Origin of the sequence: Curtobacterium sp. MCLR17_043, from assembly GCF_003224215.1 — a bacterium.
GTDB classification, from domain to species: Bacteria; Actinomycetota; Actinomycetes; order Actinomycetales; family Microbacteriaceae; genus Curtobacterium; species Curtobacterium flaccumfaciens.
In genome coordinates, this window is sequence record NZ_QKLH01000013.1 from 72,269 (window position 1) to 88,316 (window position 16,048).

The window sequence follows — 16,048 nt, forward strand, 5'->3', positions numbered from 1 at the left end:
ATGGAACTCCGACGGCAGGACCGGGCAGTACCCATCGTGACCAGCACACACCCACCACCCGACGCGTCCGCGGCGCTCGGCGCGCTCTTCGACCTGCACGGTCGACGCATCCTGCTCTACCTCGCCCGCCGGACGGACCTGCAGACGGCGGAGGACGTCCTCGGCGAGACCTTCGTGGTCGCACTCACCCGGTGGGACGCCCGCGATCCGGACCGGGGCGATCCGCTGCCGTGGCTGTTCGGCATCGCGACGAACCTGCTCCGGCGGCACTGGCGGTCGGAGAGCCGAGGCCGTCGGGCGATGGCCCGCGCTGCCCTTCCGGAAGCACTCGAGAGCGACCCCGGCGACCGTGTGGACCAGGAACGAGCCGTCCGAGCCGTCATCCGTGAGCTCGACCGGATGCGTCCGGCCGTCCGCGACACCGTGCTCCTGCACGCCTGGGCGGAACTCACCTACGAGCAGATCGCGGAGGCGACGGGGGTCCCCATCGGCACCGTCCGCTCCCGACTGAACCGGGCCCGCACCGTGCTCCGCACCGTCCCCGACGCCACCGACCCCCTGAACGGAGCAGCCCGTGCCTGACGAACTCACCCTCCTGCGCTCGGTCCGGTCCACGACCGACGGGGCCCCACCCGAACTGGTCGACGCCGCCCTGCAGCGTGCCCGCCAGCGATTCGAGGCGGCCAGCAGCCCCGCACCGGTGCACTCCCCGCGCATCCGACCCCTGCGGCGGTACCGGACAGCGCTCGTGACCGCAGCCGCCGTCGTGACGGCCGGAGCCCTGGTCGCCACCGGGGTCGGTGTGACGCACCTGCTGGGTCCGGAGTCGGCGGCCGCGGCGACCCTGCACGACGCCGCCCGTGCCGCGACCGCCGCGCCGGATGCCCCCGGCGCCGCCACGCGGGTGACGGTCCGCGAGCTCGCCCTGGGGTACGCGACCTCGGACGGCGAGCACTACGACGAGGGGTACCTCTTCCCCACGACGACGGTCACCTGGATCCCCCGGGACGTGTCCGGCACCTGGACGCGGGAGTCGTGGTCCGAGCCCGCGACGAGGATCTACGGCGGGCGAGCCGCACGCGACGCAGCACAGCGGGACTACGCCACGTCGGCCCACCGCGACGATCCCGTGCGCGACCGGGCTGCGGGTGGAGCGTTCGGCAACGGCGAGCTCGGCGGCACCCCGGCCGGCACCCTCACCCCGGCGGACATCGCCACCCTGCCCCGGGATGCGGACGCGCTCGTCCGTCGTGTCGAGGCGGCTCCGCGCGCGAAGGGAGCGACGGACGCCGAGCACGTGTTCGACACGCTCGCCGACTTCCTCCGTACCGGCCTCGTCCCGGCCGACCTGCGGGGTGCGGTCTACGACGCACTGGCCGATCTGCCCGGCATCGTCGTGACCGACGACCAGGCGTCGCTCGACGGGCGGCACGGCACGGCGATCGGCCTCACTACCAGCGGTGGTACCGACCGCCGCGAGGTCATCGTGAACCGCGTGACCGGCGACTACCTGGGCGAACGGACCCTGCAGACGGAGCGGCTCGGCAGCATCCCCGCCGGGACCGTGATCGACTCGGCCTCCGTCCGCGCCAGCGCGGTGGACCGCACCCCCTGACGGACGGGAGGCCCGGTGCCAGCTGGCACCGGGCCTCCCGTCCGTGGAGACGCTCGCGTCTACGGCTTGGTGGCCGCGTCGATCGTGTTCTCGGCGATCGTGTCCTCTTCACGCCCGGGCGTGCGGAGGTTCCACTTCTTGATCACGAAACTGAACAGGAAGTAGTAGACGACCGCGTAGCCGAGGCCGATCGGGATGAGCCAGATCGCTCCGTCCGCCTTGCCGAAGTTCAGCACGTAGTCGATCGCACCGGCCGAGAACGAGAACCCGTCATGGATCCCGAGAGCGTTCACCAGGGCCAGCGAGGTACCCGTGAGCACCGCGTGGATGACGTACAGCGGGAACGCGACGAACATGAACGAGTACTCGAGCGGCTCGGTGATGCCCGTGACGAACGAGGTCAGTGCGGCGGAGAGCATGATGCCGCCGACGAGCTTGCGGTTCTGCGGCTTCGCGTTGCGCCAGATCGCCAGGGCACCGGCGGGCAGCGCGAACATCATGATCGGGAAGAAGCCGGTCATGAACGTGCCGGCCGTCGGGTCGCCAGCGAGGAACCGGTTCACGTCGCCGTGCACGGCGAGGCCGTCCGCGCCGGTGAAGCTGCCGAGCTGGAACCACGGGAAGAAGTTGAGCAGCTGGTGCAGGCCGACGGGGATGAGCATGCGGTTCGCGAACCCGAAGATGCCACCACCGATGACGGCGTTGTCCGCGACGGCCTGACCGGCTGCGGTGAGTGCGATGTCGAAGTAGCGGTACACGAAGGACATCAGGACCGCGATCACGAGACCGGCGGCTGCGGTCATGATCGGCACCAGACGGCGACCCGAGAAGAACCCGAGGAAGTCGGGCATCTTCGTGCGGTGGAACTTCTCCCACAGCACGGCGGAGACGAGACCCATCACGATGCCGCCGAGGACACCGAAGTTGATGGTGGCAGGGTTGCCGGCGGCGTCCTTCACCCCGTCGAGCACGATCGGCGACATGGCGGCGAACACCTGGTACATGACCATGTAGCCGACGACGGCCGCGAGCGCGGTCGTGCCGTCGGACTTCTTGGCCCAGCCGATCGCGATGCCGACCGCGAAGAGCAGCGGAAGCCATGTGAACACGGCCTGTCCGGCGGCCGCGATGATGGTCGCGCCCTGCTCGAAGCCGGGGATCGCACCGAGCATGTCGGACTGGCCGAGGCGGAGCAGGATGCCCGCGGCAGGCATGACCGCGATCGGCAGGAGCAGGCTCCGTCCGAGTCGCTGGGCGTTCGCGAAGAACCTGGACTGCTTCTTCTTCGGCTTCTTCTCCGGCACATCCGTGGCAGTGGTGGCGCTCATCGGAGGTCCTCTCGTCATTGGGTGGAGCTGTCGGGGTGAGTTGAGTCGTGCAGCCAGCGCAGGTAACCTCGGCGGTGTCGCCAGGTCCGGTCCTGTCCGGTCATGACCAGTTCCGTAGTCTGATCCGCGAGCGGTCCGGTGTCAACCTGCGACGCAAACCCTTAACGAGGAGGAAACGATGGCCGACATCAAGGCAGCCGACATCATCGCCGCACTCGGCGGTGCCGAGAACATCGAAGAGGTCGAGGGCTGCATCACGCGCCTCCGCGTCGAGGTCGAGGACGGGGACCTGGTCGACAAGGCTGCCCTGCAGGCCGCCGGGGCCCAGGCCGTCGTCGGTGGCGGCACCGGTTGGCAGGTCATCGTCGGCACGATCGCCGACAACCTCGCCCAGGACATCCAGGACGAACTGTGACCGTCGTCCGCACCCCGTTCGCCGGACCGGTCGTCGCCCTCGCCGACGTGCCCGACCCGGTGTTCGCCGGACAGCTCGTCGGCGCCGGCGTCGCGGTCGACCCGACGGGCGTCGAGGGTGCGATCACCGCGGTGGCCCCGGTCGACGGCACCATCGTCAAGCTGCACCCGCACGCGTTCGCCCTGCAGGGTGCCGCCGGCACCGACGTCCTGGTGCACGTCGGTATCGACACCGTGAAGCTCTCCGGCGAGGGCTTCGAGCTCCTCGCGACCGAGGGCGACACCGTCACCGCCGGTGACCCCGTCGTCCGGTTCACCCCCTCGGTCATCTCGGCCGCCGGGTACTCGCCGATCTGCCCGGTCGTCGTGCTCGGCTCGACGCCGGACAGCGTCGACCAGGGGACGGTCGGCACCACGGTGCTCGACGGCGACACCCTCTTCGAGGTCTAGGGCCACTTCCCCCTTCGAGAGCGACTGCGTGCTGCGGAACACCCGCGGCGCACAGTCGCTTTCGCGTTGCTGGCCGGACTACGCGACCGCGGGGGTCGCGGTGACCTCCATCTGCACGCGGTAGCGGTCCGAGCGGTACCAGCTGCGGGTGTGCTCCACGGGTCGTTCCCCCGCGTACGACACCCGGTCGAACTCGAGGACCGGCGCTCCGGTCTTCGTCCCGAGCAGCGTCGCGACGTCGTCGGCCGCCGGGTTCGCCGCGACGGTCTGCTGCGCGCGGTCGATCGGAGTGCCGTACTCCGTGGCGATGATCGAGTACACCGACCCCGACAGGTCGTGGTCGAGCAGACCCGGGAACGCGTCGGCCACGAGCCAGGCGTCGTCGATCGACACCGGGGCACCATCGGCCATCCGCAGGCGCTTCACGTGGAAGGCCGGCACGTCCGGATCGATCCGCAGGGCCGCGGCGGTGTCGGCCGGCGGTACCCGCTCTTCGCGCACGAGCACCACGGTGGTCGGCTCGTGCCCCATCGCCCGCATCTCCTCGGTGAACGAGGCGAGGTGCAGCGTCGACTGCACGGGCCGGTGCGCGACGAAGGTGCCCTTGCCGCGGACGCGCTCCAGGTAGCCCTCGTTGACCAGCTGCCCGAGTGCTTCACGCACGGTGATCCGCGAGACGCCGTACTCGGCGATGAGCTGCCGTTCGGACGGGATCGCAGCGCCGGGAGCCAGTCGCGTGGTGACGAGGTCGAGCAGGATGCGCCGCAGCTGCTGGTGCTTCGGTTCGGCACCCTCGGTGATGCGGCTCGTCATGCGTCCCTCGTGCTCCGTTGCTGGTCCTGGGCGGTGGTCATGCGCGGACATGACCAGTTCCCATCACAGTAGCGAGTCAGGCCGGGAAGACCAACGTCGGGCATCTCGGTCCCTGTGGAACATGTATTCCATATTCTTGACATCAGTACTGCACCGCTGCCACGATCGGTCGAGCCTCATCGGGGGGGGCACATGGGAGGAAACAGTCATGCACAAGTCCAGAACGAAGATGCTCGTCGGCCTCGGTCTCACCGTCGGCCTGATCACGGGCACTGCGACGGCGGCATCAGCTGCGCAGTTCGAGGTCATGGGATCAGGGTCGGAAGCCGGCGGAGTGACCGTCGCTGCTTCCGGTGCAAGTGCGAGCGGTGAGACCAGCGGCATCGGTACCGACAACGACGGCGGGGGCGGGAGCTTCTGGCAATGGGGCGTCGGCAAGGACGACACCTGGTCGAACTACTTCCGCGAGAAGCGGTGCCACGGCGCGACCGCGGTCGGCAAGAAGTCGAAGCGCGTCACGAACGTGCCAGGCGGCCGGTACGCGATGGCGATGACACCGAAGGCGCGCAGCGGCAACAAGGCGTACTACCACAACTGCTGAGACCGGGAGCGGGCGGTCCCGAGCGGCCGTCCGCTCCGGCTCACGCTCGCCGCAAGGGGGACCATGAACATCCGATCGGTGGCGCTCGCCTACTTCGTCCCGCCGCTCCTGGCTTCCGTCCTGGGCTTCGTCGGCCTGGTGCAGGTCAGCGACGCCGGCATCGTGGGCGCCTCGTCCGTGGTGACCGCTACCGCCGGTGCTGAGAGCGGATCGAACCAGCGGGTCGCGATCGCACTCGAGCAGGTCGCCGAGGCCGAGCACGCCACGATCGCGCGGGTGGTGGCGGACCGCGCAGCTCCGACGACGCGCCGCGTCGCGCTCGTCACCGACGCGCCCTCGAGCCGCGGAGCCGGCTGGCTCCGCGACGGGTACGAGGACTTCACGAGGTCAATGGCCACCACCGTCCGTCCGATGTCGGAACTCGACCAGTTCGACCCGACCGGCTCGTACTCGGTCTTCGGGGACGACGACGCTCGGCGAGCCGTCGTGAGCGCACTGACAGACGCCGGGTACGAGGTCAGCGTGGACCGCGTGCCGCTCCTGCAACGCATCGGCGTCACCGACGGCTTGGATCAGACCCTGGCCCTGGTCGGAGCACTCGTATCGGGATGCGTGGCGCTCTGCCTGATGACGACCGTCGGCGCCCCTCGCCGCAGCGCAATCCGCCGACTGCACGGAGACACCACAGCCGCCATCGTCGTCCAGGAGCTGGCTGAGCTCCGGACCGCCGTGCTCGTCATCGCCATCGGAGCACCCGTCGCCGCCATCGGGCTCTGGTTCTACAACGGGCTCGCTTCGGCGGCGACCCTCGCCGCCGCGATCTCGGTGTTCTGCGTGGGGCTGCTCGTTCCGGTCGTCGTCGCGCACACGATCGGCACGGTGGTCGCGTGTCGACAGTCGTTGGCTGGCGCACTTCGGGGTGCTCGACCAGCGGGCGCGCTCCTGCTCGTCACACAGATCGCACGGGTGCCCGCGCTGCTGTTGCTCGTCGCGGCCGTCTTCGAACTGACCGGGGCGGTGACCACCGCGCGACAGGGAACGGCAGAACGGGATCTTCGGGCGGCCGGCGAAACCGTCCAGCTCTGGGTCACCCCGGATCCCCGCCCGGTCGAGGAGCAGGCCTACTGGGACCGCATCGGTGACTTCGCCGGCGGGGCACTCGAGCGGCGTGATGCGTTCCTCGCCGCTGCGGTCGAGGTGTCGAGTGGCCGAGGGAAGTCGATGGTTCCTGCGCTCGTCGTCGACCAGGGCTACCTAGCCCTGCAGGACGTCCGTTCCGAGGACGGGGCACGCATCACCACCGACGGCGCGGAGATCGCCGTGTGGATGCCTGCCGACAGTGACCTCTCCCGCGAGCGGCTCGTCGCGGGTCTGACCGACTGGCAGTTGCGGGATGCACCCGACGCCCTCCTCGAGCACGTCATCGGCGGCACGCTGGCCCGCCAGCAGGTCTACTCGTACCCGGACGACGCGTCGTCGCGCGCGTGGCTCGACGATGCCGTGATCGTGGTCGTCCCCACACCGTTCGACGTCTTCTCGGCCGATGAACTCGGATCGTGGTTGTCGACCGGAGACGTCGTCTTCACGTCCCGTGCTGCCGCCGAGCGGTCGATCGGCGCGTCGGGGCTCCGCGACGAGTTCAGCGCGGTCGTCGCGGTGGGTCAGTGTGCGGCGGAACAGGCACGGCACGCAGCGACGACCGTAGCGATCGGGACGGGCACCCTGGTCAGCACCCTCGCCGTCAGCGTCATGCTCGGGATGGTCGCCACGATCGCGCACCGACGCCGTCACGGCCGTGCGCTGTTCGCGAAGTTCACCAGTGGCGTCTCGCCCGTCCGCACCGATGCTGGCCTGCTGACGATCGAAGCCGGTCTGGTCTCGATCGCCGTCATCGCCGTCGTCAACACCTGGTGGTCGCAACACCCGGACGGAAGCGGGCTCAGATCGGCACTCGACCCGGTCGCGCAGTCGGCCGGAGTCGCCGGGGCGCTCGCGCTCGTGACGCTCGCGGCGGTGAGCGCCACCAGCCTCGTCGTCATGGCCGTCACGGCACGGAGCACTGCACGCAGCCGAGGGAACGGATCACGATGATCGAGGTACGGAACGCATCGAAGCGTCGCGGAGGCCGTGCACTGTGGCACGACCTGACGTTCGAGGTGGCAGGCGGAGAGATCGTCGGCTTGGTCGGGCCGAGCGGCTGCGGGAAGTCGACGCTGCTCGACTGTGTCGGGCACGTCGATGCGCTCGACGGCGGCACGATCCGGATCAACGGAGAGTCGGCGGGCTCGAACGAGCGGCGGGCACGACTGATCCGGCGGCGCCACCTCGGGTACCTGTTCCAGGACTTCGGGTTGGTACCCGACATGACGGTCCAGTCGAACGTCGACGTGGTTCGCCTGCCGGACGGACGGCGCAGACACCGAGGCATCCGGACGGGTGAGGCCCTGGGCCGTGTCGGTCTGGCCGGACGCGGAACGGACCGCGTCCACGAACTCAGCGGCGGCGAGCAGCAACGCGTCGCGATGGCGCGGCTCCTGGTGAAGCGTCCGTCGGTCATCCTCGCCGACGAGCCGACGAGTGCCCTTGACGACGGCAACGCCGCGATGGTGCTCGACCTGCTGGACGAGCTGGCGGCCGACGGAGCGGCCGTCCTGATCGCGACACACTCGTCATCGGTCGAAGCGCGCGCCGCACGGAGCATCACGCTCGGCGGACCCGCTCGCTGACGGGTCAGGCGTTGGCGACGAGCCAGGCGAACTGCTCGTCGGAGAGCAGCCGATCGGTCCAGACCTGCCCCTCGACGCCGGCAGCCGCACGGTTCTGCGCAGCCGGAGCCCCCTGCCACACCAGCGACAGCCCCGCACGACGCAGCACGGCTGCAGAAGCAGGGTTGTTCGTGAGCACCCGCCCGGTCACCGGGACGTCCGGAGCGGTGTCGGCGGCGGCACGCACGGCAGCGAGGGCGATCTCAGACGCGAAGCCCTGCCCCCATGCCGCGGGCGCCAGACGGTAGCCGAGGTTCCAGACCCCACCGGCGGTCATGTCGACCCCGCCCACACCGACGAAGGCGTGGTCGGAGGTGCTCCGGACCGCCCAGGACCCGAGGCCGTGGCGTGCACGACCGCCGATCTTGCGCTGCACCATGTCCACGCTCGAGCTCCGCGCCACGTGCCGACCCGTGGGCAGGTGCTGCCACGTGCGGGCGTCCGAGAAGAGCGCGTGCACGTCGTCGATGTCGGCCGGGGTCAGCGGGGTGAGCAGGAGGCGATCCGTTCGGATCTCCTGCGACGGGGTCAGGAGCTGGTGGACCATGCACCGATCATGCCGCCGACCCCCGACATCCGTGTGAACACCACGCGACGTTTGCGGAAGCCCGCAGATGGTGAGCAGGAATGGTCGAGTGGCTCGAAGCAACCCGACCATTTCTGCTCACGAAGCGGAACGACCGGCGCTCAGTCGAGCAGGAGCGCGGGCTCCTCGAGCACCGAGGCGACGTCGTGCACGAAGCGGGACGCCACGTCACCGTCGACGACCCGGTGGTCGAACGACGCACCGATGGTCGTCACCATGCGCGAGCGGACCTCGCCGTCGACGACCCACGGCTTCGGCTTGATCGTGCCCATGGCGACGATCGCGACCTCGCCCGGGTTGAGGATCGGGGTCCCGGTGTCCATGCCGAACACCCCGATGTTCGTGATCGACACCGTGCCGTTCGCCATCTGCTTCGGCGTGGTCTTGCCGTCGCGGGCGGTCAGGGTGAGCTCCTCGAGCGCCTGTGCCAGCTCGAGCAGCGACATGTCCTGCGCGTCCTTGATGTTCGGCACGATGAGCCCGCGCGGGGTCGCCGCGGCGATGCCGAGGTTCACGAAGTGGTGGACGATGATCTCGCGGTCGGTCCAGGTCGAGTTCACCGAGCGGTTCCGGCGGACGGCCCAGATGACGGCCTTCGCGACGATGAGCAGCGGCGAGACCTTGACGCCGGCGAACGTCGGCGAGGCCTTGAGCCGCTTGACGAACTCCATCGTGTGGGTCGCGTCGACGTCGACGAACAACGACACGTGCGGTGCCGTGAACGCGGACGTGGTCATCGCGGTGGCGATGGCCTTGCGGACGCCCTTGACCGGGATCGTCTCGCTGCGGACCTCGCCCCACTCGGGCGTCTCGATGTTCCGGAAGACGCTGGCCTGCTTCGCGTGCCGGATGACGTCGTCGCGGGTGACCTCGCCGGCCAGACCGGTCGCGACGATCTCGGTCAGTTCGACGCCGAGGTCCTTCGCGAGCTTCCGGATCGGCGGCTTCGCCAGCACGTTGGTCGCGGTGCTCTGCTTGTGCGCGGAGCCCGTGCCGAGGGCGCTGATCGCCTCGGCGGTACTCTCCTCGCCCGGGTCGACGGAGGCTTCGGCCGCTGCGGCGGTGTCCACACTGGAGGCGCGGCTCGCCTCGGCCGCGAGCGCTGCGGCCCGGCGGGCGCCCGGCTTGCGACGGGAGGGCGACGAGGTCGCTGAGCCGTAGCCGACGAGGACGGCACCGGAGGACTCGTCCGTGCCCTGGACGGAGGCGTCGACCGCGACCGGCTGGACCGGCGCCGCCGGCGCGGCGGCAGGGGCAGGTGCTGCCGGTGCGGGGGCAGCGGCGCGTGCCGGCACCGCCGCGGGAGCGGGAGGGGTCTGCGCAACCGGAGCCGACGGGGCGGCAGGGGCCGGCGGGGTGGACGCGACCACGGGCGAGACCGGGGCGGTCTGGGTGACGGGCGCCGCGCCTCCAGACTGTTCCGCAGGCGGCGTGAGGGCCGCACCGGAGGCGACCGACGCGTCCGAGTCGACGCGGATGATCGGCTTGCCGACCTCGACCGTGTCCCCCTCGGAAACGAGCAGGCCCGTGACGGTGCCGGCGAACGGCGACGGCAGCTCGACGAGCGACTTCGCGGTCTCGATCTCGACGAGCACCTGGTCGACGGCGATCTCGTCCCCGATCGCGACGCGCCACTGCACGATCTCGGCCTCGGTGAGACCTTCACCCACGTCGGGCAGGGGGAATTCGGCGGCGGCCACTACGGCTCCTTCGCGGATCTGGTCGTGCTCGGTCGGACGGGTCAGTAGGCGAGGGCGCGGTCGACGGCCTCGAGGATGCGGTCGGCATCCGGCAGGTGCAGGTGCTCGAGCTTCGAGACCGGGAACGGCACGTCGAAGCCGGAGACCCGCAGCGGCGGTGCCTGCATCGTGTAGAACGCCCGCTCGGCGACGGTCGCGGCGATCTCGCTGCCGACGCTGACGAAGCCGGAGGCCTCTTGCGCGATGACCAGGCGACCGGTCTTGCGGACGGAGGCGAGCAGCGGCTCCCAGTCGATCGGCGAGATCGAGCGGAGGTCGATGACCTCGCAGCTGGTGCCCTCGGCCTCGGCGATGTCCGCCGCCTGCATCAGGGTGGCGACCATGGCGCCGTGCCCGACCAGGGTGACCTCGGTGCCGGTGCGGGCGACGCGGGTCGTGTGCATCGGGACGTGGCCGTCGACCAGGTCCACCTGGCCCTTGGGCCAGTAGCGGGACTTCGGCTCGAGGAAGACCACCGGGTCCTTCGACGCGATGGCCTCCTGGATCATCCAGTAGGCGTCGTTCGGAGTGCTCGGGCTGACGACCCGCAGTCCCGGGGTGTGCGCGAAGTACGCCTCGGGGGACTCCTGGTGGTGCTCCACGGCGCCGATGTGGCCGCCGTAGGGGATGCGGATGACGACGGGCAGCGACATGTGTGCCGGCAGGCGGTTCGCCATCTTCGCGAGCTGCGAGGTGATCTGGTCGAAGCCGGGCCACACGAAGCCGTCGAACTGGATCTCGACGACCGGGCGGTAGCCGCGCAGGGCGAGGCCGATCGCGGTGCCGATGATGCCGGCCTCGGCGAGCGGGGTGTCCCGCACGCGCTCGGCGCCGAAGCGGTCCTGCAGGCCCTCGGTGATGCGGAAGACGCCGCCCAGCTGGCCGATGTCCTCGCCCATCAGCAGGACCTTGTCGTCCGCTTCCATGGCCGCGGCGAGCCCGGCGTTGAGGGCCTTGGCCATCGGCAGGGTCGGGGTGGGGTCGCTCGGGACCTCACCGGCGCCCGGGTGGGAGCGCAGGGTGTAGTCGAAGAGCTGCTCGGTGGTGCTCATGCGTGGGCGCCCCCTTCGAAGCCGGCCTCGTACTGGGCGAGCCAGGCCTTCTGCTCGGTGATCCGCGGGTGCGGTTCGCGGTACACGTTGTCGAACATGACGTCGACGGACGGTGCGGTCAGGGCGACGGTGCGGCGTCGGACGTCGGCGGCGATGTCCTCGCCCTCTTCGTCGAACGCGGCGAACTGCTCGTCCGTCGCACCCTTCGAGCGCAGGTACGCCTCGGACCGGACGATCGGGTCGCGCAGGACCCACTCCTCGAGCTCGCCGTTGGCGCGGTACCGGCTCGGGTCGTCGGAGCTGGTGTGCGCACCGATGCGGTAGGTGTCGGCCTCGATGAAGGCCGGGCCCTGGCCGCTGCGGGCGTGCTCGGTCGCGACGACCGAGGCCGTGTAGGAGGCGAGGATGTCGTTGCCGTCGATCAGGACGCTCGGGATCCCGAAGCCGCGCGGGCGGTCGACGAGCGGCGTCGGGGACTGCACCGACACCGGCACCGAGATGGCCCAGTGGTTGTTCTGCAGGAAGAAGACGACCGGCGCCTTGGTCGACGCGGAGAACACGAAGGCCTCGTTCACGTCGCCCTGGCTGGTGGCGCCGTCGCCGAAGTAGACGATCGAGCAGGCGTCGCGGTCCGGGTCGCCCGTGCCGACGTCGCCGTCGAGCTTCTGCCCGAGCGCGTACCCGGTGGCGTGCAGGGTCTGCGAGCCGATCACCAGGGTGGAGATGTGCGTGTTGCCGCGCTGGTCCGGATCCCACCCGCCGTGGGTCTGCCCGCGGTACATCGCGATGATCTCCATCGGCTCGACGCCGCGGTGCATCGTGACGGCGTGCTCGCGGTAGGACGGGAACACGTGGTCCTGGGCACGCAGGGCGAAGGCCGAGCCGGTCTGTGCCGCCTCTTGCCCGTGGCTGGGCACCCACAGGCCGAGCTGGCCGGTGCGCTGGAGGTTGTGGCCGGCGTGGTCGAACCGACGGGTGAGCACCATGCGGCGGTGCATCGCCAGCAGGGTCTCGTCGGGGATCGCCCGCGCGGCGGCGGCGAACTCGGCGTTCTCGTCGGTCTCCACGAACCGACCCTCGGGGTCGAGGAGCCGGACGGTGGTCGTCGCGGGAGCCGCGGCGCGGAATGACATGCGGGCCAGCGTAGCGCCAGGCACTAGTCGGCCACCTGGAGGTCCCCCACAAGTGAGCGGGCTGTTTGGAGGAGCGTTTCCACAGCTTCGTGCTCGCCGATCGAGATGCGGATGCCCTCTGGCGGGAAGGCCCGGACGATGATGCCGGCGTCCTCGAACGCGGCCGCCGCGGTGGCCGTCCGCTCGCCAGTCGGCAGCCAGAGGAAGTTGCCCTGGGCGTCGGGGACGTCCCAGCCCTGTGCCCGGAGCTCGACGACGATCCGGTCGCGCAGGGTGGCGATCTCGGTCACGCGTCCGAGTAGTTCGGCCTCGCGTTCCAGGCTGGCGAGCGCCGCCGCCTGGCCCTGGGCGGTCACGGACAGCGGGATGGCGCAGGCCCGGACGGCGTCGAGCACGTAGTCCGGACCGAGCGCGTAGCCCACTCGGAGCCCGGCGAGCCCGTACGCCTTCGAGAAGGTGCGGAGGACCACGAGGTTGGGGTGCGCGGCGAGCAGCGGATGGCCGTGCACGGCGGCCTCGTCGGTCACGAACTCGGCGTATGCCTCGTCGAGCACGACCAGCACCGACTGCGGCACCGCGGCCATGAACGCGTCGAACTCCGCGGCGGTCACGACCGGCCCCGTCGGGTTGTTCGGCGAGCAGACGAGCACCATGCGGGTGCGCTCGGTGACGGCCGCGGCCATCGCGTCGAGGTCGTGCCCGCCGTCGGCGCGGTTCGGCACCTGCACGCTCGTGGCGCCGGCGACCGTGACCACCCCGGGGTACGCCTCGAACGAGCGCCACGCGTAGACGATCTCGTCGCCCGGGCCGGAGGTCGCGCGGGCGAGCTCGTGCAGGATCGCGACACTGCCGGGGGCGACGTGCACCTGCTCGGCGGTCAGCCCGAAGCGGTTGGCCAGCACGGCGCGCAGGGCCAGGGCGGTGGCGTCCGGGTACCGGTTGTACGAGGTCTGGGCCTGCACGGCCTCGACGACCCCGGGGAGCGGCGGGAACGGGTTCTCGTTGCTCGACAGCTTGAAGGCGGAGTCGGACGCCTGTCGCCCCTGCTTGTACGCGGGGAGGACGGCCACCTCGGGCCGGATGTGCACACGCTGCTCGCTCACGGGTCCAGGCTACCGGCAGGCCCACGGCAGCCACGAGGGGAACGAGGGCATCATGGGCGCATGCGATTCCTCGTCCGCCTCGTCGTCAACGCCCTCGCGCTCTGGCTCACCACGCTCATCGTCAGCGGCGTCTCCGTCACGCCGTTCGGCGACGGCGGGACCACCGCGACCGTCCTCACCTTCCTGCTCGTGGCGTTCGTGTTCGGTCTCGTGAACGCGGTCATCGGCACGGTCATCCGGATCGTCGCGTTCCCGATCTACATCCTCACGCTCGGGCTCATCTCGTTCGTCGTGAACGCGATCCTGCTGCTCATCGTCGCGGGCATCTCGGACGCGTTCGGTTTCGGGCTCGAGGTCGACTCCTTCGGCTGGGGCATCGTCGGCGCCTTCGTGCTCGCGGTCTTCGCCTGGCTGATCGGGCTCTTCGCCCGCCCGGTGCTCAACCGCCAGCGGGCGTGACCCCGGCGGACCTCGCGGAGGACCCCGCCCTGCGTCATGATGTGCTCATGACCCAGGACGTCGACGCCCCGTTCCGCGTCTCGTTCGTCTGCAGCGGCAACATCTGCCGCTCCCCCATGGCCGGTGTCGTGTTCGCGCAGATCGCCGCGGACGCCGGCCTGGCCGACCGGTTCCAGGTGGAGTCGGCCGGCACCGGCGACTGGCACGTCGGCGAACCCGCCGACGAGCGCACGATCGCAGCGCTGGCGGCACGCGGATACGATGGCAGCAGGCATCGCGCCCGTCAGTTCGACCCGGACCGGTTCCCGGACCTCGACCTGGTGGTCGCACTCGACCGCTCCCACGAGCGCATCCTGCGTTCGTGGGCCCCGACCATGGACGACTCCGCCAAGGTGACGCTCCTGTTGCGGTACGACGCCGCCTGGCCCCAGCAGGCCGACGTGCCGGACCCGTACTACGCGGACCGGCACGAGTTCGACCGAGTGCTCTCGACCGTCGAACGGGCCTGCCGGGCGCTCTTCCACCAGCTCGAGCCGGCAGTCCGTCAGGGAGCCCCATGACCCCCCTTCCCCCGCAGCCGATCAGCCCGCTCGACGGGCGCTACTACCCGATCGTGCACACGGTGGGCGAGCACCTCTCCGAGGCCGGCCTCAACCGCGCGCGCATCGTGGTCGAGGTCGAGTGGCTCATCTTCCTGACCGACCACGCGATGTTCACCACCTCGCCGCTCAGCGTCGACGACAAGGCAGCACTGCGCGCGATCGCCTCGACCTTCGGCCAGGACCAGATCGCGGAGCTCGCCGAGATCGAGGCGACGACCCGTCACGACGTCAAGGCCGTCGAGTACTTCGTGCGCCGCCGGCTGTCCGAGCTCGGGCTCGACGCGATCGCCGAGCTCACCCACTTCGCCGCCACCAGCGAAGACGTCAACAACCTGTCCTACGCACTCACCGTGCGGGACACCGTCGACCAGGTCTGGCTCCCCGGCTTCCGCGCCGTGCTCGAGAAGCTCCGGACGCTCGCCGTCGAACTGCGGAGCGTGCCGATGCTCTCGCACACCCACGGTCAGCCGGCGACCCCGACGATCCTCGGCAAGGAGCTCGCGGTCGTCGTGTACCGGCTCGAGCGCGTGCTCGCCCAGATCGAGGGCGGCGAGTACCTCGGCAAGTTCTCCGGCGCGACCGGCACCTTCTCGGCACACCTCGCCGCCGACCCCGAGGCCGACTGGCCCGCGCTGTCCCGCGAGTTCGTCGAGGGCCTCGGCCTGACGTGGAACCCGCTCACCACGCAGATCGAGTCGCACGACTGGCAGGCCGAGCTCTACGACCGGGTGCGTCACGCCAACCGGATCCTGCACAACCTGGCCACCGACGTGTGGACCTACATCTCGATGGGGTACTTCACGCAGATCCCCGTGGCGGGTGCCACCGGGTCGTCGACGATGCCGCACAAGATCAACCCGATCAAGTTCGAGAACGCCGAGGCGAACCTCGAGATCTCGTCGGCGCTCTTCTCGACGCTGTCCGAGACCCTCGTGACCAGCCGACTGCAGCGCGACCTGACCGACTCCACCACGCAGCGGAACATCGGCGTCGCGTTCGGGCACTCGCTGCTCGCGCTCGACAACCTGCGCCGCGGACTGGGCGAGATCGCCGTGAACGAGGTCAAGCTCGCCGACGACCTCGACCACAACTGGGAGGTCCTCGCCGAGGCCATCCAGACGGTCATCCGTGCCGAGGTCACCGCCGGGCAGTCGAACATCGAGGACCCCTACGCGATGCTCAAGGAGCTCACGCGCGGCAAGCGGGTGAGCCAGCAGGACCTCATCGTCTTCGTGAACCGTCTGGACATCTCCGACGGCGCGAAGGCCCGGCTGACCAACCTGACGCCGGCGACCTACACGGGCCTGGCGGACGAGCTGGTCGACCACCTCGACGTCTGAGCACGACGGACCGGCGGCCGGACGGTCGTCGGTCCGTCATCGGATCCG

The 16,048-nt window shown here is 70.4% G+C and carries 17 protein-coding genes; 10 read left to right on the forward strand and 7 right to left on the reverse strand.

Annotated elements, in window-relative coordinates:
* The first annotated feature begins 36 nt into the window (after positions 1-36).
* Together DEJ03_RS13315 and DEJ03_RS13320 are read left to right on the forward strand one after the other, a co-directional pair.
* Positions 37-582 carry an RNA polymerase sigma factor gene (locus DEJ03_RS13315; RefSeq protein ID WP_181422717.1) on the forward strand — a complete coding sequence of 182 codons (546 nt, stop codon included), beginning with the start codon at positions 37-39 and terminating at the stop codon, positions 580-582.
* Entirely contained in the window at positions 575-1,615 is a 1,041-nt protein-coding gene (locus DEJ03_RS13320) for a CU044_5270 family protein (protein WP_110864961.1), read from the forward strand. The genes DEJ03_RS13315 and DEJ03_RS13320 overlap by 8 nt, the downstream gene beginning before the upstream one ends.
* A 59-nt stretch (positions 1,616-1,674) precedes the next feature.
* Here DEJ03_RS13320 and DEJ03_RS13325 read toward each other — a convergent pair whose 3' ends face one another.
* A complete protein-coding gene (locus DEJ03_RS13325; protein ID WP_110858671.1) occupies positions 1,675-2,943 on the reverse strand; it encodes a PTS transporter subunit EIIC in 1,269 nt (422 codons plus the stop codon).
* 178 nt (positions 2,944-3,121) lie between these two features.
* Here DEJ03_RS13325 and DEJ03_RS13330 point away from each other — a divergent pair, with 178 nt between their 5' ends.
* Together DEJ03_RS13330 and DEJ03_RS13335 are read left to right on the forward strand one after the other, a co-directional pair.
* Positions 3,122-3,358, forward strand: a complete 237-nt coding sequence (locus tag DEJ03_RS13330) for a PTS transporter subunit EIIB (protein WP_110864962.1) — start codon at positions 3,122-3,124, stop codon at positions 3,356-3,358.
* On the forward strand, positions 3,355-3,807 hold the full coding sequence (locus DEJ03_RS13335; RefSeq protein ID WP_110864963.1) for a glucose PTS transporter subunit IIA: 453 nt from the start codon (positions 3,355-3,357) through the stop codon (positions 3,805-3,807). The genes DEJ03_RS13330 and DEJ03_RS13335 overlap by 4 nt, the downstream gene beginning before the upstream one ends.
* 78 nt (positions 3,808-3,885) lie before the next feature.
* On the opposite strand, the gene DEJ03_RS13340 is transcribed toward DEJ03_RS13335, so the two are convergent.
* On the reverse strand, positions 3,886-4,620 hold the full coding sequence (locus DEJ03_RS13340; protein WP_017886466.1) for a GntR family transcriptional regulator: 735 nt from the start codon (positions 4,618-4,620) through the stop codon (positions 3,886-3,888).
* A 208-nt stretch (positions 4,621-4,828) separates the two neighbouring features.
* Between DEJ03_RS13340 and DEJ03_RS18020 the strand changes: the two genes are divergently transcribed.
* The 3 genes from DEJ03_RS18020 to DEJ03_RS13355 all read left to right on the forward strand — a co-directional run bounded on the left by DEJ03_RS18020 (position 4,829) and on the right by DEJ03_RS13355 (position 7,947).
* Positions 4,829-5,221 carry a lactococcin 972 family bacteriocin gene (locus DEJ03_RS18020; RefSeq protein WP_181422718.1) on the forward strand — a complete coding sequence of 131 codons (393 nt, stop codon included), beginning with the start codon at positions 4,829-4,831 and terminating at the stop codon, positions 5,219-5,221.
* Between the two features lie 63 nt (positions 5,222-5,284).
* Complete coding sequence (locus DEJ03_RS13350) at positions 5,285-7,312, forward strand: hypothetical protein (protein WP_110864964.1); 2,028 nt, start codon at positions 5,285-5,287, stop codon at positions 7,310-7,312.
* Positions 7,309-7,947, forward strand: a complete 639-nt coding sequence (locus tag DEJ03_RS13355; RefSeq protein ID WP_110864965.1) for an ABC transporter ATP-binding protein — start codon at positions 7,309-7,311, stop codon at positions 7,945-7,947. The genes DEJ03_RS13350 and DEJ03_RS13355 overlap by 4 nt, the downstream gene beginning before the upstream one ends.
* 4 nt (positions 7,948-7,951) lie before the next feature.
* Here DEJ03_RS13355 and DEJ03_RS13360 read toward each other — a convergent pair whose 3' ends face one another.
* The 5 genes from DEJ03_RS13360 to DEJ03_RS13380 form a co-directional block, all read right to left on the reverse strand.
* Entirely contained in the window at positions 7,952-8,533 is a 582-nt protein-coding gene (locus DEJ03_RS13360; RefSeq protein WP_181422719.1) for a GNAT family N-acetyltransferase, read from the reverse strand.
* A 140-nt stretch (positions 8,534-8,673) separates the two neighbouring features.
* Positions 8,674-10,272, reverse strand: coding sequence for a dihydrolipoamide acetyltransferase family protein (locus DEJ03_RS13365; RefSeq protein ID WP_110864967.1), 1,599 nt, complete (start codon positions 10,270-10,272; stop codon positions 8,674-8,676).
* A gap of 41 nt (positions 10,273-10,313) precedes the next feature.
* The gene (locus tag DEJ03_RS13370) at positions 10,314-11,273 is read right to left on the reverse strand and encodes an alpha-ketoacid dehydrogenase subunit beta (protein ID WP_110864996.1); all 960 of its coding nucleotides are present in this window, start codon (positions 11,271-11,273) and stop codon (positions 10,314-10,316) included.
* Positions 11,274-11,359: 86 nt separating this feature from the next.
* On the reverse strand, positions 11,360-12,496 hold the full coding sequence (locus DEJ03_RS13375; protein ID WP_110864968.1) for a thiamine pyrophosphate-dependent enzyme: 1,137 nt from the start codon (positions 12,494-12,496) through the stop codon (positions 11,360-11,362).
* Positions 12,497-12,519: 23 nt separating this feature from the next.
* Positions 12,520-13,599 (reverse strand): histidinol-phosphate transaminase, encoded by a 1,080-nt coding sequence (locus DEJ03_RS13380; RefSeq protein ID WP_110864969.1) that lies wholly within the window; start codon positions 13,597-13,599, stop codon positions 12,520-12,522.
* 60 nt (positions 13,600-13,659) lie between these two features.
* Here DEJ03_RS13380 and DEJ03_RS13385 point away from each other — a divergent pair, with 60 nt between their 5' ends.
* The 3 genes from DEJ03_RS13385 to purB are packed head-to-tail and all read left to right on the forward strand — an operon-like array spanning position 13,660 to position 16,000.
* Positions 13,660-14,058, forward strand: a complete 399-nt coding sequence (locus tag DEJ03_RS13385) for a phage holin family protein (RefSeq protein WP_027464967.1) — start codon at positions 13,660-13,662, stop codon at positions 14,056-14,058.
* A 47-nt stretch (positions 14,059-14,105) separates the two neighbouring features.
* Positions 14,106-14,618, forward strand: a complete 513-nt coding sequence (locus tag DEJ03_RS13390) for a low molecular weight protein-tyrosine-phosphatase (protein WP_017886476.1) — start codon at positions 14,106-14,108, stop codon at positions 14,616-14,618.
* A complete protein-coding gene (gene purB / locus DEJ03_RS13395) occupies positions 14,615-16,000 on the forward strand; it encodes an adenylosuccinate lyase (protein ID WP_110864970.1) in 1,386 nt (461 codons plus the stop codon). Before DEJ03_RS13390 ends, purB begins: the two co-directional genes overlap by 4 nt.
* The last annotated feature ends 48 nt before the right edge of the window (positions 16,001-16,048 follow it).

Coding starts and splice junctions, on each gene's coding strand:
- purB (WP_110864970.1), top strand. CDS start 14,615: ATGACCCCCCTTCCCCCGCAGCCGATCAGCCCGCTCGACGGGCGCTAC.
- DEJ03_RS13360 (WP_181422719.1), bottom strand. CDS start 8,533: ATGGTCCACCAGCTCCTGACCCCGTCGCAGGAGATCCGAACGGATCGC.
- DEJ03_RS13375 (WP_110864968.1), bottom strand. CDS start 12,496: ATGTCATTCCGCGCCGCGGCTCCCGCGACGACCACCGTCCGGCTCCTC.
- DEJ03_RS13330 (WP_110864962.1), top strand. CDS start 3,122: ATGGCCGACATCAAGGCAGCCGACATCATCGCCGCACTCGGCGGTGCC.
- DEJ03_RS13350 (WP_110864964.1), top strand. CDS start 5,285: ATGAACATCCGATCGGTGGCGCTCGCCTACTTCGTCCCGCCGCTCCTG.
- DEJ03_RS13340 (WP_017886466.1), bottom strand. CDS start 4,620: ATGACGAGCCGCATCACCGAGGGTGCCGAACCGAAGCACCAGCAGCTG.
- DEJ03_RS18020 (WP_181422718.1), top strand. CDS start 4,829: ATGCACAAGTCCAGAACGAAGATGCTCGTCGGCCTCGGTCTCACCGTC.
- DEJ03_RS13325 (WP_110858671.1), bottom strand. CDS start 2,943: ATGAGCGCCACCACTGCCACGGATGTGCCGGAGAAGAAGCCGAAGAAG.
- DEJ03_RS13385 (WP_027464967.1), top strand. CDS start 13,660: ATGCGATTCCTCGTCCGCCTCGTCGTCAACGCCCTCGCGCTCTGGCTC.
- DEJ03_RS13370 (WP_110864996.1), bottom strand. CDS start 11,273: ATGGCCAAGGCCCTCAACGCCGGGCTCGCCGCGGCCATGGAAGCGGAC.
- DEJ03_RS13390 (WP_017886476.1), top strand. CDS start 14,106: ATGACCCAGGACGTCGACGCCCCGTTCCGCGTCTCGTTCGTCTGCAGC.
- DEJ03_RS13355 (WP_110864965.1), top strand. CDS start 7,309: ATGATCGAGGTACGGAACGCATCGAAGCGTCGCGGAGGCCGTGCACTG.